Genomic DNA, 20,116 nt, shown 5'->3' with positions numbered 1-20,116 from the left:
ATTCACCACATGATGACTTCATCGGTCGATGAATTCTCCATCGGATTCCCGGTAGGGGCTGCTCCCCCGGCCGTCGACATCGCCGGACTGCAGGTCAACCGTGGTGGCCGGCCCGCGATCCGCGACCTCACGGTGCAGATCGGCGCCGGCACCATCACCGGTCTGCTGGGTCCATCGGGCTGCGGCAAGTCCACCCTGATGCGCAGCATCGTGGGCACCCAGATCGTCGCGGCGGGCACCGTCACGGTGCTCGGACACGCCGCCGGTTCCGCACCGCTGCGCCACCGGGTCGGGTATGTCACCCAGGATCCGACGATCTACGACGACCTGCGGGTGATCGACAACGTGCGGTACTTCGCCGCGCTGTACGGAACGTCGGCGGACTCGGCGACCGAGGCCATCCGATCGGTCGGCCTCGACGACCACCGCACCGCATACTGCGGCAATCTCTCCGGCGGCCAGCGCACCCGGGTATCGCTGGCGTGCGCCCTGGTGTCCGAGCCCGAACTCCTGGTGCTCGACGAACCCACCGTCGGCCTCGACCCGGTGCTGCGCGTGGACCTGTGGCAGCAGTTCAACGAACTGTCCCGCCGTGGCACCACGCTGCTGGTCTCCAGTCACGTGATGGACGAGGCCGATCACTGCGCAGACCTGCTGCTCATGCGTGAGGGCCGACTGCTCGCCCACACCACCCCGGACCAGCTACGGAAGGACACGGAATGTACGTCCCTGGAGGAAGCGTTTCTCACCGTCATCCGACGCAGCGACTCGGGCGCGATCAACCGAGCCGACTGAGCCCGGCGGCCTATCTGGCCACGACCGGCCGGATCCTGCGGCAACTGGCCGCCGACCATCGCAGCGTCGCGATGATCCTGGTGGTCCCCAGTCTGATCATCACCCTGATGTACTTCATGTTCCAGAATGCGCCGCACCAGCCGGGACATCCGACGCCGTTCAACAACGCATGCCTGATCATGCTCGGCGTCTTCCCGCTGATCGTGATGTTCCTGATCACCTCGATCACCATGCAGCGCGAACGTGTCTCGGGAACCCTCGAGCGCATCCTGACCACACCGCTGCGCCGATTCGACCTGCTGGCGGCATACGGCACCGCGTTCTCGATCGCCGCCGCCGCCCAGGCCACCCTGGCCTGCATCGTCTCGTTCTGGTTCCTCGGCCTCGACACCGCGGGCAGCCCGATCTTGGTGTTCCTGATCGCGATCATCAACGCGGTACTGGGCGTGGGGCTGGGCCTGTTGTGCAGCGCGTTCGCCCGGACCGAGTTCCAGGCGGTGCAGTTCATGCCCGTGGTGATCGCACCGCAGCTGCTGTTGTGCGGCATCATCGTGCCGCGCGCCGCGCTACCGGAATGGCTGCAATGGATCAGCAACGTGTTGCCTGCCAGCTACGCGCTGGAAGCCCTCCAGCAGGTCGGCGCGCATCCCGAGCTCACCGCTGTCGCAGCCCGTGACATCGCGATCGTGGTGGGATTCGCCGTGCTGGCGCTAGGTCTGGCCGCTGCCACCCTGCGCCGCCGAACACCCTAGGAAGCCGTGAGTACCGAGATCGATTCCGACCGAGAGCGCAAGCGCCCGGGCCGCCCCGCCGGTCCGTCGGACAGACGAGAGCGCATCCTTGCCAGTGCGCGGGAGCTGTTCTCCCGCAACGGAATAGACAAGACCTCGATTCGCGCCATCGCGGCCGACGCCGGAGTGGACGCGGCCCTGGTTCATCACTACTTCGGCACCAAGACCCAACTGTTCGCCGCCGCGATCCACATCCCCATCGACCCGATGACCGTGATCGGAAAGCTGAAGGAGGTGCCGGTCGAGCAGATCGGGCACACCCTGCCGTCAATCCTGTTGCCGCTGTGGGATTCCGAGATCGGCAAGGGTTTCGTCGCGACGCTGCGCTCCATCCTGGCGGGCAACGACGTATCGCTGGTGCGGTCGTTCCTCCAGGAGATCATCATCGGAGAGATCGGGCCCCGGGTGGACAACCCGCCCGGCAGTTCCCGGGTGCGCATCCAGTTCGTCGCATCGCAACTGGTCGGGGTCGCGATGGCGCGCTACATCCTCGAGCTCGAGCCCTTCGCCACGCTGCCTGCGGATCAGATCGCCGAGACGATCGCCCCCACCCTGCAGCGCTACCTCACCGGTGACCTACCCGGACTCTCCTGAACCGGCCAGATCCAGCAGCCGGCGATGCTCGGCATCGTCCTCGATGGCCACGGCCTCGTCGACCAGGAGAACCGGGATGCCGTCCTCGATCCGGTAGGCCCGCCGCAGCCGGGGGTTGTACAGCCAGTCCGTTCCCGCGAGCAGCAGCGGCCCGCGGTCCTGCGGGCACACCAGGATGCTCAAAAGCTTGTCGTCGACCACCACGTGAAGCTAGCCCAGCGGGATCTGGATGCCGCCACTGGGCTGACCGGTGCCTCCACCCGGAATCGGCGCAATGCCGCCCGGGAACTGGCCCACCCCGGGGTTCAGCCCACTCTGCTGCGGAATCTGAGCCTGGGACTGTGCCTGCAACTTGCGCTGGTACGACAGCGTGCTCTTGAGGGCGTCGATCAACGGCACCTGGTTGGGCCGCTTGTCGAGCGCCTTCGTGATGGCCTCACGGTTGGCGTTCGACGGCTTGTACCCCTGTTGGCGCAGCTTCAGGATGTCGTGGATCAGCGTCGAGACCTGCCCGCCACCCTCGCCGGTGTCGTAGTCCTTGGCGATGATGGACAGCGCTTCGTCGGCGGTCATCTGCCGCGGGGCCGCCGGGGCGTCGGCCGCCGGCGCGTCCGCCTGGGGTGTCGGCTCCGCGGGATCGGCGGCCGCGATGGGCGCACCCACGCCCGCCAGCAGCCCCAGGACCAGCGCGCCACCCGTCACCGCTCCGGTGACAACCCGACGCCAGCTGCTCACATCCGGTCCCGATGTCATCGATCCTCCAGTCGTTCGGCCGTCTGCCGGAGCGTAACAGCGCATTCGTACCGCAGCACGGCGTCGGCTAGTCGGACGCCGGCTCGTCGTCGTGGGCTCCGGCGAGGAGTTCGGCACGGCTGGCCGCTGTCAGCTTCTTGTACGTACCTGTATCGGCATCGAAGTACCAGCAGTTACGCCGGCCGGGCTTCGGGATACCCGCCGCCCGCAGCGGACCGATGAGCGGGCGGTATGACGCGCCGAGCTCCATCTCGGCCGCCACGTGCACCACGTCGGGCGGGTTGCCCGCGGCCAGATCGTCCAGCGCGTGGGTGAGGTCGGCGGTCGGGACGCTGCCGCCCGGACGCAGCGCCAGGGCCGTCACCGCCAGTTGCCGGCCCCCCTCCTCCACGCCGTAGGTGACCGACATGTCGACCGCGTCCAGGCGACCGACCGCGTCGTTGACGCTCGTCGCGAACACCGGCCCCCGATCGGTCCTGATCACCGCACCACGGTTGTCGACCAGCCAGTAGTCGCCGTCCTCGTCACGGCGGAACAGGAACTCGGTAGACACCCAGGTGTCGGCCGGCGCGAACACGCCCCTCTTGACCACGGCCGTCGGATCGACCGGGCCGCGCGGGTGAGCCAGGAGCACACCGACCTCGTTGGCCTCGGCCTTGCGCACGAAGCCCTGCTCGTCCTCCAGGATCAGGTCGTCGTCGGCGTCATAGGCGGCGAGTTCGACGGTGCCGCTGCCCGGCAGCGGACGTCCCTTGCTGCCGATCTTGGCGCCCGAGACGTTGGCCAGCACGGCCTGCCCGTCGGTGGTGGCGAAGAACTCCACGACGTGGGCCGGCTCGAACACGTCGACCACGCGCTTCCACAGCCCGGCGGGCATGCCCGAGCCGATGAACAACCGGACCGGGTGGCTGCCCGTGAGCGAGAACGACGGATCGTCGATGACCTCGCGCAGCATGGCCCAGGTGTAGGACACCACCGTGACGCCGTACTGCCGGATCTCCTGCAGGAACCGATCGGGCTGCAGCCCGCGGGACAGTGCGATGCGCGAGCCGCCGACCACCGCGCCGCCCAGGCTGACCAGCAGCCCGGACTGGTGGTGCAGCGGGGTCAGGCAGTAGACCGTGTCGCCTCGGCCGAGATTGGCCGCCGACGCGGTGCCGAACGCTGACAGCGCCCACCGGAAGTTGGTGATCTGACGGGCCACCTTCTCGCCACCGACCTCACTGAAGGCGACGAAGGCCAGGTCGCGCGCGAGGCCCGGGTTGGGCCGGTACCAGCCGGGCAGCTCGACCACGTCGGGGTCGATCTTCTCCATGTCGACGATCGAGTCGACGTCGTCGTACTTCTCCAGATGCAGATCGCGACTTTCGCCGCCGCCGAGAACCAGCACCCGCGAGTCGAGCTCGCGGGCCACGTCGAGGTGACTCGGATCGGCGATGATCTCGGCCACGCCACCGAGGCGCGCGGCCTCGGCCAGATCCGCCTCGGGCAGCAGCACGGCCACCGCCCCCAACCGGGACAACGCCGCGATCGCGACCAGCGCACTCGGGCGGGTGTCCATCAGGACGCCGACGCGGGCGCCCTGACGCACCCCGACGTCGATCAGGCCGCGCACCACGTTGTTGATCCGGCGGTCCACCGCCTCGTAGGTGTGCACCCGGCCGTCGAACAGCAGCGCTTCACCGTTGGGCGCGCTGCGCGCCTGTTCGCTCATGATCCGGCCCAGCGAGATCCGGGTGTGGTCGTTGACCTGTCCCAGCCGGGCCAGGCGCGGTAGCGTGCGGGCCGTCTCGATCACCAGGGTCCTGGCGTTCTTGTTCGCCGCCACCAACGCGTCGGCAGCCGAACGGGCCACCCCGAACGCCATCTCGGTGGCCGCCGTCGCGCCGTGGGTGACCCGGGTGGAGAACGACACACCACCCTCGGGATGATCGGCCGACTGCAGCCCCATCGGAACCACGCCTTCCGGCATCTGCTCTCCACCAAGCCATTTCACCCACTGGGCCACGGTCGGCCAGGTCTGGGTGGAGGCCTTCGAGCCCACGACCAACCCGAAATGTCCTGCCCTGATCAGATATTCGTAAACATCCGCATCGGGTGCAGCCCGCTTGATACCGCGGACCGCGGCCGGCTGGCCGATATCGTCGACCTCACCGACCACCGCGAGGATCGGGCAGTCGATGTCGGACAGCGTGACCAGGTCACCGTGGACGGAGAAGCCTCCCGTCATCATCCGGTTGTGTGCGATGAACTGTTTGAGCAGTTCGGCGATCGCGGGCCCGGACCACGCGATCCAGCCGTCCGACGACAGGAATCGGCGCTGCTGCTCCCGCGGCAACAGCGCCTCGCGATCGTGCAGCTGACGCAGGAACTCCAGCCGCGACTGCGCGGTCTTGATCGGGTCCAGCATCTGAAATCCGGTGCGGGCCAACCAGCCCGGGATGTCGATGCGGCTGAACACGTGGTCGGCCATGAAATCCGCCGCGCCCGCGGCGACCCCGGCCGGAAGGTTCATCGGCAATGCGGCCAGGGTGTCCACCGGGGACCCGAAGGCGATGATGCTGGCCAGGTCCTTGGACCGCCGGTAGGCCGCGGCCTGGTAGGCGAACATTCCGCCCTGCGAATAGCCGGCCAGGTGCACATCGCGGCCGGTGACCTCTTTGACGATGTCGATGGCCTCGGACAGGGCCACCACGTGGTCGGCGAGGTTGCGCTGCATACCGCCCTCGACCTTGTCCGGTGAGCCGAAGTCGATCACCCACGGATCGATGCCCGCGGCGTGCAGGATGCCGACCGCGCCGTCGTCACGCGTCACGTCCCACATGTCGGCCGACATCATCATCGGATGCACCATCAGCACCGGCGGACGCGGATTCTGGGCACCGGGGCGGACATCCGGCGGGAAGTACCGCCGCAGCCGGTACATCGGCACGCTCTGGATGATCTGGAACGGCGACGGGACCGAGCCGGTCTCCAGTCCCCCGTAGCGCAGCACCTCCAGACCGTTCTGCGCGGTCGCCAGCAACCGCTCGACGGGTCTGGTCACTGCCGAGAAATCCACCAGCTTGCTCCCCACATCGCAACTCGCCCCGACCCCCGATTGTCGAGGTCATCATGGCACAACAGCAACCGATCACCGACTTGATCACCCGGACCTCGGCAGTGGCCCCATGCGATGCCACTGTCACGGCCACCGGCAGATAGGGTCGGCGGCGATGGCACACCTTCTCGGGGGCGAAACCCTGCATCTGGAATACCCCGCCGGGGTGGTGTTCGACTCGGTCACCGTCGGTGTCAGCGAAGGCGACAGGATCGGCATCGTCGGCCGCAACGGTGACGGCAAATCCAGCCTGCTGGCCATGCTGGCCGGACGGCTCGAACCTGATTCCGGACGGGTCACCGTGCGCGGTGGCGTGCGGGTCGGCGTACTCGATCAGGCCGACACCCTCGACGACGCCGACACGGTCGGCCACGCCGTGGTCGGCGATGTGCCCGAACACGAATGGGCCGGCGATCCCCGTGGGCGCGACGTCATTTCCGGCCTGCTCGGCGACCTGCCTTGGGACGCGGAGCTCCGCACGCTGTCGGGCGGACAGCGGCGCCGGGTCGCCCTGGCCAAGCTGCTGGCCGGGGATCACGACGTGCTGGCGCTCGACGAGCCGACCAACCACCTCGACGTGGAGGCGATCACCTGGCTCGCCGGGCACCTCAAGAAGCGCTGGTCCGCGTCGTCCGGTGGGCTGCTGGTGGTGACGCACGACCGCTGGTTTCTCGACGAGGTCTGCACGACCACATGGGAAGTGCACGACCGCATCGTCGAACCGTTCGACGGCGGCTACGCCGCCTACATCCTGCAGCGCGTGGAACGCGACCGGCAGGCGGCCACGATCGAGGCACGCAGACAGAACCTTGCCCGCAAGGAACTGGCCTGGCTGCGCCGCGGCGCCCCGGCCCGCACGTCCAAACCCAAATTCCGCATCGACGCGGCCAACGCCCTGATCGCCGACGTACCGGAGATCCGGGACAAGGTCGCACTGCAGTCCCTCGCGGTGTCACGGTTGGGCAAGCAGGTCGTCGACCTGCTCGATGTGTCGGTGAGCTACGGCGACCGCGAGGTGCTGCACCAGGTCGAGTGGCGGATCGCCCCGGGTGAGCGCACCGGGATCCTCGGCGTCAACGGCGCCGGAAAGTCGACGCTGCTGGGCCTCATCGACGGTTCGGTGCAACCGACCGCCGGCCGGGTCAAACACGGTAAGACGCTGCAGGTGGCGACCCTCAGACAGAGCGTGGACGAGCTTGCGCCCCACCTCGACGATCCCGTGCGGGTGGTACTCGCCAATCTGCGCACCACGTATGTGTTCGGCACCGGATCAAAGGCCCAGGAACTCACGCCCGGACAGTTGCTGGAGCGCCTCGGGTTCTCCAGCGCCCAGTTGTCGACACCGGTCAAGGACCTCTCCGGCGGGCAGCAACGTCGCCTGCAACTGTTGTTGATCCTGCTCGCGCAGCCCAACGTGCTGATCCTCGACGAGCCGACCAACGACCTGGACACCGACATGCTCTCGGCCATGGAGGATCTGCTCGACTCGTGGCCCGGCACGCTCATCGTGGTGAGCCACGACCGGTATTTTCTGGAGCGCGTCACCGACCAGCAGTACGGCATCCTCGGTGGACGTCTGCGACATCTGCCGGGCGGAGTGGACGAGTACCTGCGGTTGCGCGCCGCACACGCGTCGGCGACCGGCCCGGCACCGGAAGGCAGCACTGCAGCGGAAGGGCTGTCCGGCGCCGACTTGCGGGCAGCGCAGAAGGAAGTGTCCGCGCTGGAACGCCGGCTGGAGAAACTGCAGGAACAGATCGACCGCTCCCGGACGGCGATGGCAGACCACGACCAGTCAGATTTCGAGGGACTCGCGGCCAAGGTGGCCGCCATCCGCGCGCTTGAGAACGAAGTCACCGAGGTCGAGGAGCGCTGGTTCGAACTCGGCGAGCAGATCGGCTAAGGGCGCAGCCTGATTCGTAAGTCCTCCGCGGTCTTACGAACCACGCCCAGCTGCTTGGCGACCTGGACCGGCGCGGTGCCGCCCCGTGCGCTGCGCGCGTTCACCGAACCCTCGACGGTCAGCACCTCACGCACCTGCGCGGTGAGCGCGGGGTTGATCGCGGCGAACTCGTCATCGGTGAGCTCGTCGAGCCCGACGCCACGACCCTCGGCGGTCTGCACCGCGCCGCCCGCGGCCTCATGGGCGACCCGGAACGGAACACCTTGGCGCACCAGCCATTCGGCGATGTCGGTGGCCAGCGTGTATCCGGCCGGCGCCAGCGCGGCCATTCGGGCCTCGTCGAAGGTCAGCGTGCCGACGAGGCCGGCCATCGCCGGCAGGAGCAGCTCCAGCTGCGCCACCGAGTCGAAGACCGGTTCCTTGTCCTCCTGCAGGTCCCGGTTGTAGGCCAGGGGCTGCGCCTTGAGCGTGGCCAGCAGACCGGTGAGGTTGCCGATCAGCCGTCCGGACTTGCCGCGGGCCAACTCGGCGATGTCGGGGTTCTTCTTCTGCGGCATGATCGAGCTGCCCGTCGACCAGGAGTCGTGCAGCGTGACGTACCCGAATTCGGTTGTGCTCCAGAGGATGATGTCCTCGGCGAGCCGGGACAGGTCGACCCCGATCTGGGCGAAGATGAACGCCGCCTCGGCGGCGAAGTCCCGCGCCGCGGTGGCGTCGACGGAATTGTCTGCCGCCGAAGCGAATCCGAGGTCTTCGGCGATCGCGTCGGGATCCAGACCGAGCGACGAGCCGGCCAGTGCCCCCGAGCCGTAGGGCGAGACCGCGGTGCGGTCGTCGAAATCGGCGAGCCGGTCGACGTTGCGCAACAGCGGATGAGCGTGCGCCAGCAGATGGTGCGCGAGCAGGATCGGCTGGGCGGCCTGCAGGTGGGTCTTGCCGGGCATGATCGCCGTCGGATGCGCGGCGGCCTGCACGGCCAGCGCGTTGACCACCTCGAGCACGCCGTCGGCGACCCGTCGGACGGCGTCACGCAGCCACATCCGGAACAGGGTGGCCACCTGGTCGTTGCGGGAGCGTCCGGCACGCAGCCGGCCACCCAGATCGGGCCCGACCCGGTCGATCAGGCCGCGTTCGAGCGCACCATGCACGTCCTCGTCGGTGACCAGTGGCTCGAAGCTACCGTCGGCGACGTCGGAACCCAAGCTGTCCAGGCCCGCGAGCAACCCGTCCCGCTGCTCGTCGGTGAGCAGGCCGGCCCGATGCAACACGCGGGCGTGGGCCTTGGACGCCGTGACGTCGTACGGCGCCAGCACCCAGTCGAAATGGGTCGACTTGCTCAGGGCGGCAAGGGCGGCCGAGGGACCGTCGGCGAACCGCCCGCCCCACAGCGAGCCCTCGTTGGTGGTTCCGTCGTTGGTGCTCATGTCACCCTCACTGCTCGGCGAGCGTGCGCGTTTGCGCATCTTTTGCGGCGTGCCGCACAGCAGACACGCACGCTCGCGGTGCTTACTGCTTACAGGCCCAGGTCGCGCTTGGCCGAGATCTTGGAGCTCAGGCCGTGCAGCTGCACGAAGCCCTTGGCCGCGCTCTGGTCGAAGCTGTCGCCCTCGTCGTAGGTGGCCAGGTTGAAGTCGTACAGCGACTCACCCGAACGACGGCCGTTGACGATGATCGCCCCGGCGTGCAGAACCAGCCGGATGTCTCCGGAGACGTGCTGCTGGGTGTGCTCGACGAACGCCTCCAGCGAGCGCTTCAGCGGGCTGAACCACAGACCGTCGTAGGTGAGCTCGCCCCACTTCTGGTCCACACCGCGCTTGTACCGGCCCAGCTCGCGCTCCAGCGTCACGTGCTCGAGCTCGGTGTGCGCGGTGATCAGCACCATCGCGCCCGGTGCCTCGTAGATCTCGCGGCTCTTGATGCCGACCAGCCGGTCCTCGACCACGTCGAGCCGGCCCACGCCCTGGGCGCCGGCGCGGGTGTTGAGCTCCTGGATGATCTCCAGCACGGACAGCGGGCGACCGTCGATCGCGACCGGACGGCCCTTGTCGAAGCTGATGATCAGCTCGTCGGGGGCGTTGAAGTTGACCGTCGGGTCCTGGGTGTAGTCGTAGACGTCCTTGGTCGGCGCGTTCCACAGATCCTCGAGGAACCCGGTCTCCACCGCGCGGCCCCACACGTTCTGGTCGATCGAGAACGGCGAGCGCTTGGTGACGTTGATCGGGATGGCGTTCTCCTCGGCGAACGCAATGGCCTTCTCGCGGGTCCAGGCGTAGTCGCGAACCGGCGCGATGACGTCGAGTTCGGGTGCCAGGGAGGCGAATCCGACCTCGAACCGCACCTGGTCGTTGCCCTTGCCGGTGCAGCCGTGCGCGACGACGGTGCCGCCATGGCTGCGTGCCGCGTCGACCAGGTGCTTGACGATCAGCGGGCGGCTGATGGCCGACACCAGCGGGTAGCGATCCATGTAGAGCGCGTTCGCCTTGATGGTGGGCAGGCAGTATTCGTCGGCGAACTCGTCGCGGGCGTCGACCACGACCGCCTCGACCGCACCGCAGTCCAGGGCGCGCTGGCGCACGACGTCCATGTCCTCGCCGCCCTGGCCGAGATCGATGGCGACGGCGACGACCTCTTTGCCGGTCTCCTTGCCGATCCAGCTGATCGCGACCGAGGTGTCCAGACCTCCGGAGTACGCCAGGATGACGCGTTCGGACATGAGCAATCTCCTTGTTTTGAGCTCTACTTCAAGTTCTCGATGGTGTTGGCAAGTTCGGCCCCGGTCATCGGTTCGCGCGCCACCACCAGGATGGTGTCGTCACCGGCGATGGTGCCGACCACATACGGCAGGGCGGCGCGGTCGATCGCGCTGGCCAGGTAATGCGCCGCCCCGGGCGGGGTGCGCAGCACGGCAAGGTTAGCGCTGGCGTCCGTCGATACCAGCAACTCCCCCAGCAAGCGGGTCATCCGCTCGGTGCCACCGGACACACCCCGCACCGGGCTGCCGTCCTCGGGCACCACGTACACGCCGACGCCGCCGTCGGCGCCGCGCAGTTTCACCGCGCCGAGTTCCTCCAGGTCGCGCGACAGCGTCGCCTGGGTGACCTCGATGCCCTCCTGCCCCAGCAGGGCGGCCAGCTCGGTCTGGCTGCTCACCTGTCTGGACGACAGCAGGGCGATGATGCGGGCCTGACGGCCGGCACGCGTCGGTGCACTCATGCGTTGGTCACCGGTTCTCCAGCAACCAGACCAGCAGAGCCTTCTGGGCGTGCAACCGGTTCTCGGCCTCGTCGAACACCGCGCTCTGCGGCCCGTCGATCACCTCGTCGGTGATCTCGTGACCGCGGTGCGCCGGAAGGCAGTGCAGCACAATGGCTTCCGGGTCGGCGCGGTTGAGAAGCTCTGCATTGACCTGGAACGGGCGGAAGGGGCGCACCCGGTCGAGCCCGTCGTTCTCCTGCCCCATCGAGGTCCAGGTGTCGGTGACCAGTACGTCGACCCCGTCGACCCCGGCCTGTGCGTCATCGGTGACGGACACGGTTGCTCCGGTTTCACTGGCGCGGCGCTTGGCGGCGTCGACGAAGTGCGGGTCCGGTTCGAATCCGGCGGGTGCGGCGATGGTGACGTGGATGCCCGCGGTGACGCCGCCCAGCATCAGCGAGTGCGCCATGTTGTTGGCGCCGTCACCCAGATACGTCATCCTCAACCCTTTGAGGCCCTCGGCCCCTCCCCGGCGCTCGGCCAATGTCTGCAGATCGGCCAGCACCTGGCAGGGGTGGAATTCGTCGGACAGCGCATTGACGATCGGCACGCTCGATCCGGACGCCATGGCGGTCAGCCGCTCCTGGGCGAAGGTCCGCCACACGATGGCGTCGACGTAGCGGGACAACACCGCACCGGTGTCCTCGAGGGTCTCCTCGCGGCCCAACTGGGTGCTGCGGCCGTCGACGACGACGGCATGCCCGCCCAGCTGCGCGATGCCCATCTCGAAGGAGAACCGGGTGCGGGTCGAGTTCTTCTCGAAGATCACCGCGACGCCGCGGGGTCCCTCGAGCGGGCGCCGCGAGAACGGTGCCTTCTTCAGCTCGGCGGCCAGGGCGAGCACCTCGGCCTGCTCGTCGGGCGACAGGTCGTCGTCGCGCAGGAAATGGCGGATCATGAGTCAGCCTCCACAGCGGTGTCGAGAACGGCGGGCAGAGCGGACAGGAAGGTCTCGATCTGCGGTTCGGTGATGATCAACGGCGGCGCCAGCCGGATGACGTCGGCGGCCGCGGCATTGACCAGGAAGCCGGCGTCGCGGGCCGCGGCCTCCACGGCCTTGGCGCTCGGCGCGGTCAGCACCACACCCTGCAGCAGCCCCTTGCCGCGCACGTGGCCGACGAGTGGATGGCCCAGCTCCTCGATGCCGTGGCTCAGGGTCTTGCCGAGTACCCCGGCACGTGCGATCAGGTCCCCGTCGGCGAGTGCCTTCAGTACGCCCAGCGCGGCCGCGGTGCACACCGGGTTGCCGCCGAAGGTGCTGCCGTGCAGGCCGGGGGTGAGCAGGTCACCGGCCGCGCCGATGGCCAGGCAGGCACCGATGGGCAGTCCGCCGCCCAGTCCCTTGGCCAGGGTCACCACGTCGGGAGTGATGCCGTCGTGCTGATGGGCGTAGAACGCACCGGTACGCCCCACGCCGGTCTGCACCTCGTCGAGGATCAGGAGCGCGCCGTTCTTGGTGGTGATGTCGCGGGCGGCAGCCAGATACCCAGCGGGCGGGACGACGACGCCGCCCTCCCCCATGATCGGTTCCAGGAACACCGCGGCGGTGTCCGAATCGACCGCGGCGGCAAGGGCTTCCACGTCGCCGTAAGGCACGTGGGTGACGTTGCCCGGCAACGGCTCGAACGGTGCCTGCTTAGTGGGCTGTCCGGTCAGTGCCAGGGATCCCATGGTGCGGCCGTGGAAGGCGCCTTGGGCGGCAACGATGTTCGTCTTGCCGGTGAGCCGGGTGATCTTGAAGGCCACCTCGTTGGCCTCGGTGCCCGAGTTGCAGAAGAAGACCCGTGCCTGGGTCCCCAGATGCCCCACCAGCGCCTCGGCCAGCGCGATGCCAGGCTCCGTGGCGTACAGATTGGAGGTGTGGCCCAGCGTGTTGAGCTGGGCGGTGACGGCCTCGATGACGGCCGGGTGGCGGTGCCCGAGCAGGTTGACCGCGATACCGCCGAGCAGGTCCAGGTAGGACTTCCCGTCGGTGTCGGTGACCACGACGCCTTCTCCACTGGCCAGGGCCAACGGCGGGGTGCCGTAGTTGTTCATCATCACCGCTTCCCAGCGGTCCTGGAGGGTCATGCCGATACCACCTTGGTTCCGGTTCCTTCATCGGTGAAAAGCTCGACGAGCACACAGTGTTCGACACGGCCGTCGATCACGTGAGCGCTCGGCACGCCACCGGCCACCGCCCGCAGACACGCCTCGATCTTGGGCACCATGCCAGATTCGAGCCTGGGCAGCAGTTGGGTCAGTGCCGCGGTGTCGATCTCGCTGACCAGCGAGGAGCGATCGGGCCAGTCGGTGTAGAGGCCCTCCACATCGGTGAGCATGATCAGCTTCTCGGCCCCCAGCGCCTCGGCGAGCGCGGCGGCCGCGGTGTCGGCGTTGATGTTGTGCACCACGCCGTCGGCGTCAGGGCCGATGGTCGAGACCACCGGGATCCGGCCAGCGGCAATGAGATCCAGCAATGATTCGGCGTTGACGTGTTCGACGTCGCCGACCAGCCCGATGTCGGTGGCCACCCCGTCGACGGTGACGCTGCGCCGCACCGCGGTGAACAGGTGCGCGTCCTCACCGGTGAGGCCCACCGCGTACGGCCCGTGGGCGTTGATCAGGTTGACCAGCTCGCGGCCCACCTGACCGAACAGGACCATCCGCGCCACGTCGAGGACCTCGGGGGTGGTGACCCGGAAGCCGCCCTTGAAATCGCCTGCGATGCCGAGCTTCTTGAGCATGGCACTGATCTGCGGGCCGCCGCCGTGCACCACGACGGGTTTGATACCGCAGTTGCGCAGGAACACCATGTCGGCGGCGAAGGCCGCCTTGAGGGTGTCGTCGGTCATCGCGTTGCCGCCGTATTTGACGACGACGATCTTGCCGTGCAGCTGTTTGAGCCACGGCAGTGCCGAGGCGAGCACCTGGGCCTTGACGCCGCGCTCGATGGCTTGGCTCATGAGCTGTAGGCCGAGTTCTCTTCGACGTAGGCGTGCGAAAGGTCGGTGGTCCTGATGGAAGCACTGCTGCTTCCCGAGGCCAGGTCCACGACGACGACGATGTCCTCGCCGGACAGGTCGACCTCGCGGGCGCCCGGGGCACCGGCCCCGTCGACGCACACCGGAGAACCGTTGAACGACACGCTGATCCGTTCCGGATCGAGCTTGACCGGGGCGATGCCGACCGCGGCCAGGACCCGGCCCCAGTTTGGGTCGGAACCGAACAGTGCGGTCTTGACCAGGCTGTCGCGGGCGATGACGCGCGCCGCGACCAGCGCGTCGTCCTCGGTGTCGGCGCCGGTCACGGTGATGACGACCCGCTTGGTGACGCCTTCGGCGTCGGCCTGCAGCTGCGCGCACAGGTCGTCGCAGACCCGCAGCACGGCCTCGTTCAGATCGTCCTGGCTCGGAGCGATCTCGCTCGCGCCCGACGCGAGCAGCAGCACGGTGTCGTTGGTCGAGCAGCTGCCGTCGACGTCGAGGCGGTCGAAGGTCAGCGCCGCGGCCCGTTTCAGGGCGGTGTCGAGCGCCGCGGCGTCCGCGACGGCGTCGGTGGTCAGCACCACCAGCATGGTCGCCAGTGAGGGTGCCAGCATGCCGGCACCCTTGGCCATCCCGCCGAGGGTCCAGTTCTCCCCCGAATCCACCGAATGGTGCAGCGCAACCTGTTTCGGCACGGTGTCGGTGGTCATGATGGCCCGCGCGGCGTCGTCCCCACCGGTCAGCCCGCCGGCGATCTCGTGCACGATCTCGGTGACGCCGGCCAGCACCTTGTCCATCGGCAGCCGGTCACCGATCAGACCCGTCGAGCACACCGCGACCTCGATGGCGCCGGTCTCGGTGCCCCAGTCGCTCAGCGCGGTGGCCACGGCCTCGGCGGTGGCGTGGGTGTCCTGGAAACCCAGCGGGCCGGTGCACGCGTTGGCGCCGCCCGAGTTCAGGACCACCGCACGCAGCCGGCCGGTGGTCAGCACCTGCTGAGACCACTGCACGGGCGCGGCCTTGATCTTGTTGCGGGTGAACACCCCCGCTGCCGCATAGTCCGGTCCCTCGTTGAACACCAGCGCCAGGTCCGGTGCGCCGGATGCCTTGATGCCTGCGGCGATTCCCGCGGCCCGGAAGCCGGCAGGCGCGGTGACGCCCTGGGTGCGGATCAGCTTGGCAGCCTTGTTCGTTCCGGTTTGCGTCGACTCGGTCAAGGTGCCACTCCCACGATCGAAAGTCCTTCGGTTTCGGGCCAGCCCAGCGCCAGGTTCATCGACTGCACCGCGGCGCCGCCGGTGCCTTTGGTCAGGTTGTCGATGGCGGCGATGGCCACCAGCGTCTTCGCCTGCTCATCGACGGCGACCGCAAGTTGCGCGGCGTTGCTGCCGATCACCGAACCGGTCTTGGGCAGCTGCCCCTCGGGCAACAGGTGGATGAACGGCTCTGCGTCGTAAGCCTTTTCGTAGGCAGCCCGAACCTCGGCCTCCGAGGCCTCGGTGTGGGCGGTGCAGGTGGCCAGTATGCCCCGCGAGGTGGGGATCAGCACCGGGGTGAACGAGACGGTGACGTCCTTGTCGGTGACCGACCGCAGCCCCTGCGCGATCTCCGGGGTGTGCCGGTGCTTGCCTGCGATGTTGTAGGCGCGGGCCGATCCGATCACCTCGGAGCCCAGCAGGTCGACCTTGGCGGACTTGCCCGCGCCCGAGGTGCCGCTGACGGCGACGACGGTGACGGCCGGCTCGACGAGGTCGGCGGCCACGGCGGGAAGCAGCGCCAGCAGTGCGGCAGTGGGATAGCAGCCCGGGACAGCGATCCGCTTGGTGCCCTTGAGCCGGTCCCTGGCGCCGGGCAGCTCAGGCAGCCCGTAGGGCCAGCTGCCTGCGTGCGCTGAACCGTAGAACTTCTCCCAATCGGCGGCGTCGGTCAGCCGGAAGTCGGCACCGCAGTCGATGATCAGGGTGTCGGGGCCGAGCTGCTCGGCCAGCGCCGCGGAATGACCGTGCGGCAGACCCAGGAACACCACGTCGTGACCGGCCAGCACCTCGGCGTCGGTGGGCTCCAGGACGCGCGAGGCCAGCGGCAGCAGGTGCGGGTGATGCTCGGCCATCGTCGTCCCGGCACTGGAGGCCGCGGTCAGCGCCCCGATGGTCAACCGGCCGTCAGCGTAGGCCGGATGCCCGAGCAGCAACCGCAGGATCTCTCCGCCGGCGTAGCCGCTGGCGCCGGCCACCGCTATCGAAGTCATGCGGCAATTCTGCATTGTTATGCATGCAGATGCAAATTCATTAACTGCGCAGATGGCGAGCGTGGCGCCGGCGCACGCAAACCGGCAGAAATGCGTGCACAGCCGCCACGTTCGTGCCGAGAATCTAGCCGCGCAGGACGGCGCCGACCCGCTCGCCGGCCACCGCGACGGCAGCGTCACGGGCGGCGCTGGCCTCGTCCTCGGTCAGGGTCCGGTCGGCAGCCCGGAACCGCAGTGCCAGGGTCAGCGACTTGCGCCCCTCCCCGATCTGCGGACCGGTGTAGACGTCGAACAGCTTGACGTCCTCAAGCAGCTCGCCGGCCCCGTCGCGGACGGCGTCGACAACGGCGGCCGCGGCCACCTCGTCACCGACCACCACGCTGATGTCCTGGAACACCGCCGGGAACGGTGACACCGACGGCGCGGGCAGCGCCTCGACGATCGGCACGGCATCGAGATCGAGTTCGACCGCACAGGCGCCCTTGGGCAGGCCGGTCCGCTCGATGACTGCCGGATGCAGCTGTCCGGCGTAGCCGACGATCGTGTCGCCGACCAGCACCTCGGCGCAGCGGCCCGGATGCCACGGCAGTTCCTGCGCCGCGCGCAGGGTGAAGTCCACCCCGGCCGCACGCCCGATCACGCGCACCGCCTCGAACGCATCGGCGGCCTCCACCGGCCGTCCCTGCCCCCACGGCCCGGCAGGCTCGCGCAGTCCGGCCAGCACCGCCGCCACGTGCTGCGGCTGATGTGGCAACGAGGAATCCAGCCCGGCGATCTCCTCGTCGGTGGGCCGACGGTCGTTCGGGATGCGCTCGACGGACCGGGTCTCGGCCGTCGCATGCACCACCTGCTGGATCGCGAACAGCGCGACATCGGCAGTGCCACGGGAAACGTTGCGGCCCAGGGCTTCCAGCAACCCGGGCAGCAATGTGGTGGCCAGCTGGGGCCGGTCGGCCTCCAGCGGGTTGAGCACGGTGACGACGCGTCGCCTGGAATCTTCAGGCCCCAGGCCCCACGCGTCGAACACCCCGGCAGGCAGGAACGGCGTCGGCAGGATCTCGACGAATCCGGCCAGGGCCAGCGACTTTCCGATCGCGCGGCGACGCTTCTGGACCGCGGTCAGGCCACGTCCGGCCGGCGCCGTCGGCAGCACCGACGGGATGGACTCCAACCCCTCCAGCCGCAGCACCTCCTCGACGAGGTCGGCACGCTGACGCATGTCGGGCCGCCAGCTCGGCGGGGTGACGGTCAATGAAGCGGGACCGCCGGCTTCGACAACAACGGCGCCGATCTGGGTGAGCCGGCGTGCGGTGGTGCCCGCGGCGTATTCGACACCCGCGGTGCGGTCGGGCAGGTCGGCCGGGATCTCGATGGCCGGCTGCGACCAGTCGGTGCGTCCGTCCGCACGCCAATCGGTCAGCGTCGGCGCGACGGTGCCGCCGGCGATCTCGGCGAGCAGGGTCGCGCAACGGTCCAGGGCGGCAACCGAAATGGCCGGGTCCACCGATCGCTCGTAGCGGCGGCCGGCCTCGCTGGCCAGGTGCAGACGGCGCTGGGTCCGCGATACCGCCGCCGGATCCCACACCGCGGCTTCCAGCAACACATCGGTGGTGGAATCCCGAACCTCGGTGGTGCCTGCGCCCATCACGCCGCCGATCGCGGCGGTCGCGACATCGTCGACGATCAGGACGTCGGCGGAGTTCAGGGTGCGCTCGACATCGTCGAGCGTGACCACCTTTTCGCCGTCGCGGGCGAAGCGCACCGTGAACCCACCGGTGATCAGGCTGCTGTCGTGCGCGTGCATCGGGTGGCCGAGCTCGAGCATGACGTAGTTGGTCACGTCGACAGCAGGCGAGATGGCACGGATACCACTGAGCATCAGCCGCCGCTGCAGCCACCACGGCGACACCGCAGCCGGATCGATACCGGTGACGGGGCGTAACCCGAAGCGCTGCACGCCCGTTCCGGGCTCCACGGTCAGCGGCCAGGCCTCCCCCTCTGCGGGCAGCGGCGCCACGTCTGCCAGATCGACGAAATCCAGATCGTGGGCGCACGCGATCTCGCGGGCCAAGCCGCGCACCGACAGGCAGTAACCGCGATCAGGCGTGATCGCCAGGTGGAACACCACGTCGTCCAGCCCGAGGAGTTCGGCGGCCGGGGTGCCGGGTTCGGCGGTGCCCTCGGGCAGCACGAGGATGCCCGATTGGTCGACACCGAGGTGCATCTCCGATGCCGAGCAGATCATGCCGTCGGAAACCCGGCCGTAAGTCTTGCGCGTGGCGATGGTGAAGTCGCCCGGCAAGACGGTCCCCGGGAGTGCGACCACGACCAGGTCGCCTACCGCGAAATTCGTCGCCCCGCACACGATGTCGCGAGGCGCGCCGTCGACATTCTGGATACCGACATCGACCTTGCAGGCGCGGATCGGTTTCTTGAACTCGGTGAGTTCCTCGATCTCGGCGACCCGGCCGACGGTCAGCGGACCGCTCACCGGTCCGGTCGGGATGATCTCCTCGACCTCGTGTCCGATCCGGATGAACGTCTGCTCGAGTTCCTCGACCGAGGCGTCCCAGTCCGGCGCGCCGGCCCGAACGGCCTCACGCAGCCAGCTGAAGGGAATCCGCATCAGGCACCGACCCCGAACGGCAGCGAGAACCGGACGTCGCCCTCGACCATGTCGCGCATGTCAGGAATTCCGTTGCGGAACTGCAGGGTTCGCTCCAATCCCATGCCGAAGGCAAATCCGGAGTAGACGTCGGGGTCGATACCGCAGGCGCGCAACACATTCGGGTTGACCATGCCGCAGCCACCCCATTCGACCCAGCCCGGGCCGCCCTTCTTGCCGGGGAACCAGATGTCCACCTCGGCGGACGGCTCGGTGAACGGGAAGAAGTGCGGACGGAACCGGGTACGCCCCTCCGGGCCGAACTGAGACCGTGCGAACGCGTCCAGCGTGCCGCGCAGATTCGCCATGGTCAGACCCTTGTCCACCGCCAGCCCCTCCACCTGGTGGAACACCGGCGTGTGGGTGGAATCGAGTTCGTCGGTACGGAAGGTCCGCCCGATCGAAACGACATAGACGGGCAGATCGCGTTCGAGCAATGCGCGGATCTGCACGGGCGACGTGTGGGTGCGCAGCACCTGCCGCGACCCGTCGGGGCCGATCTGGAAGGTGTCCTGCTCGCTGCGGGCCGGGTGGTCCGGCGGGAAGTTGAGGGCGTCGAAGTTGAACTGTTCGGTCTCGACCTCGGGCCCCTCGGCCAGTTCCCAGCCCATCGCGACGAAGGTGTCGGCGACATTCTCGGCCAGGATCGTGATCGGGTGCCGGGCGCCCACCGGCTGCCGCGTCGAGGGCAACGTCACGTCGATGCGTTCGGCGACCAGCACCGCGGCGTCGCGCTCGGCGCGCAGCGCGGCCAGCCGCTCGTCGTATGCACGCTGGGCCTCGCCGCGGGCGACGTTGACGCGTTTGCCGGCGTCGGCGCGGTCGGCCTTCGGCAGCGTCGCCAACGCCTGGCGGGCCAGGGCGATCGGGGCACGATCGCCGAGGTGCTCGGTCTTGGCGCGCGCGAGCGCGTCGAGGTCACCGGCCAGCTCAAAGGCATGCCGGGCCGCGCTGACGGCTTTGGTCAGGGCTTCTTCTGAGAGGTCACTGGGCTGCTGAGCCACCCGGCGATCATAGGCGATCGGCTCGTGGCTCCTCGAACGCCT

General features: G+C 68.7%; 17 protein-coding genes. 4 read left to right on the top strand and 13 right to left on the bottom strand.

Annotated features, from left to right (window positions below; genetic code table 11):
- Window positions 1–9: 9 nt before the first annotated feature.
- The 3 genes from ACNQR1_RS17335 to ACNQR1_RS17325 are packed head-to-tail and all read left to right on the top strand — an operon-like array spanning window position 10 to window position 2,180.
- A complete protein-coding gene (locus tag ACNQR1_RS17335; protein ID WP_418047395.1) occupies window positions 10–795 on the top strand; it encodes an ABC transporter ATP-binding protein in 786 nt (261 codons plus the stop codon).
- A complete protein-coding gene (locus tag ACNQR1_RS17330) occupies window positions 720–1,547 on the top strand; it encodes an ABC transporter permease (RefSeq protein ID WP_418047394.1) in 828 nt (275 codons plus the stop codon). The genes ACNQR1_RS17335 and ACNQR1_RS17330 overlap by 76 nt, the downstream gene beginning before the upstream one ends.
- 6 nt (window positions 1,548–1,553) lie before the next feature.
- A complete protein-coding gene (locus ACNQR1_RS17325; RefSeq protein ID WP_418047393.1) occupies window positions 1,554–2,180 on the top strand; it encodes a TetR/AcrR family transcriptional regulator in 627 nt (208 codons plus the stop codon).
- Here ACNQR1_RS17325 and ACNQR1_RS17320 read toward each other — a convergent pair.
- The 3 genes from ACNQR1_RS17320 to ACNQR1_RS17310 form a co-directional block, all read right to left on the bottom strand.
- On the bottom strand, window positions 2,163–2,381 hold the full coding sequence (locus ACNQR1_RS17320; RefSeq protein WP_044524090.1) for a Trm112 family protein: 219 nt from the start codon (window positions 2,379–2,381) through the stop codon (window positions 2,163–2,165). The genes ACNQR1_RS17325 and ACNQR1_RS17320 overlap by 18 nt on opposite strands.
- 9 nt (window positions 2,382–2,390) lie before the next feature.
- On the bottom strand, window positions 2,391–2,933 hold the full coding sequence (locus ACNQR1_RS17315; protein WP_418047392.1) for a hypothetical protein: 543 nt from the start codon (window positions 2,931–2,933) through the stop codon (window positions 2,391–2,393).
- A gap of 67 nt (window positions 2,934–3,000) precedes the next feature.
- Window positions 3,001–5,994 (bottom strand): acyl-CoA synthetase, encoded by a 2,994-nt coding sequence (locus ACNQR1_RS17310; protein WP_418047391.1) that lies wholly within the window; start codon window positions 5,992–5,994, stop codon window positions 3,001–3,003.
- A 154-nt stretch (window positions 5,995–6,148) separates the two neighbouring features.
- On the opposite strand from ACNQR1_RS17310, the gene ACNQR1_RS17305 reads away from it, so the two are divergent.
- Window positions 6,149–7,936, top strand: coding sequence for an ABC-F family ATP-binding cassette domain-containing protein (locus tag ACNQR1_RS17305; protein WP_418047390.1), 1,788 nt, complete (start codon window positions 6,149–6,151; stop codon window positions 7,934–7,936).
- Here ACNQR1_RS17305 and argH read toward each other — a convergent pair.
- The 10 genes from argH to pheS form a co-directional block, all read right to left on the bottom strand.
- The gene (gene argH, locus ACNQR1_RS17300; protein ID WP_418047389.1) at window positions 7,933–9,360 is read right to left on the bottom strand and encodes an argininosuccinate lyase; all 1,428 of its coding nucleotides are present in this window, start codon (window positions 9,358–9,360) and stop codon (window positions 7,933–7,935) included. The two genes, ACNQR1_RS17305 and argH, sit on opposite strands and share 4 nt — an antisense overlap.
- Before the next feature lie 89 nt (window positions 9,361–9,449).
- Window positions 9,450–10,649, bottom strand: a complete 1,200-nt coding sequence (locus ACNQR1_RS17295) for an argininosuccinate synthase (protein WP_064928561.1) — start codon at window positions 10,647–10,649, stop codon at window positions 9,450–9,452.
- A 23-nt stretch (window positions 10,650–10,672) separates the two neighbouring features.
- Entirely contained in the window at window positions 10,673–11,149 is a 477-nt protein-coding gene (locus tag ACNQR1_RS17290; protein WP_418047388.1) for an arginine repressor, read from the bottom strand.
- Between the two features lie 7 nt (window positions 11,150–11,156).
- A complete protein-coding gene (gene argF / locus ACNQR1_RS17285; protein WP_418047387.1) occupies window positions 11,157–12,089 on the bottom strand; it encodes an ornithine carbamoyltransferase in 933 nt (310 codons plus the stop codon).
- Entirely contained in the window at window positions 12,086–13,261 is a 1,176-nt protein-coding gene (locus ACNQR1_RS17280) for an acetylornithine transaminase (protein ID WP_418047386.1), read from the bottom strand. The genes argF and ACNQR1_RS17280 overlap by 4 nt, the downstream gene beginning before the upstream one ends.
- Window positions 13,258–14,136 carry an acetylglutamate kinase gene (argB, locus tag ACNQR1_RS17275; protein ID WP_418047385.1) on the bottom strand — a complete coding sequence of 293 codons (879 nt, stop codon included), beginning with the start codon at window positions 14,134–14,136 and terminating at the stop codon, window positions 13,258–13,260. The genes ACNQR1_RS17280 and argB overlap by 4 nt, the downstream gene beginning before the upstream one ends.
- The gene (gene argJ / locus ACNQR1_RS17270) at window positions 14,133–15,374 is read right to left on the bottom strand and encodes a bifunctional glutamate N-acetyltransferase/amino-acid acetyltransferase ArgJ (protein ID WP_418047384.1); all 1,242 of its coding nucleotides are present in this window, start codon (window positions 15,372–15,374) and stop codon (window positions 14,133–14,135) included. The genes argB and argJ overlap by 4 nt, the downstream gene beginning before the upstream one ends.
- Window positions 15,371–16,405 carry an N-acetyl-gamma-glutamyl-phosphate reductase gene (gene argC / locus ACNQR1_RS17265; RefSeq protein ID WP_418047383.1) on the bottom strand — a complete coding sequence of 345 codons (1,035 nt, stop codon included), beginning with the start codon at window positions 16,403–16,405 and terminating at the stop codon, window positions 15,371–15,373. The genes argJ and argC overlap by 4 nt, the downstream gene beginning before the upstream one ends.
- A 124-nt stretch (window positions 16,406–16,529) precedes the next feature.
- Window positions 16,530–19,031: a phenylalanine--tRNA ligase subunit beta gene (gene pheT / locus ACNQR1_RS17260; protein ID WP_418047382.1), complete on the bottom strand. Its 2,502-nt coding sequence runs from the start codon at window positions 19,029–19,031 to the stop codon at window positions 16,530–16,532.
- Window positions 19,031–20,074, bottom strand: coding sequence for a phenylalanine--tRNA ligase subunit alpha (gene pheS / locus ACNQR1_RS17255; protein WP_418047381.1), 1,044 nt, complete (start codon window positions 20,072–20,074; stop codon window positions 19,031–19,033). Before pheS ends, pheT begins: the two co-directional genes overlap by 1 nt.
- Window positions 20,075–20,116 lie beyond the last annotated feature (42 nt).

It is taken from the genome of Mycobacterium sp. 48b, assembly GCF_048282725.1.
Lineage (GTDB): Bacteria > Actinomycetota > Actinomycetes > Mycobacteriales > Mycobacteriaceae > Mycobacterium.
The sequence above is the reverse complement of the archived record's forward strand: the minus strand, read 5'-3'. Positions and strand labels throughout refer to the sequence as shown.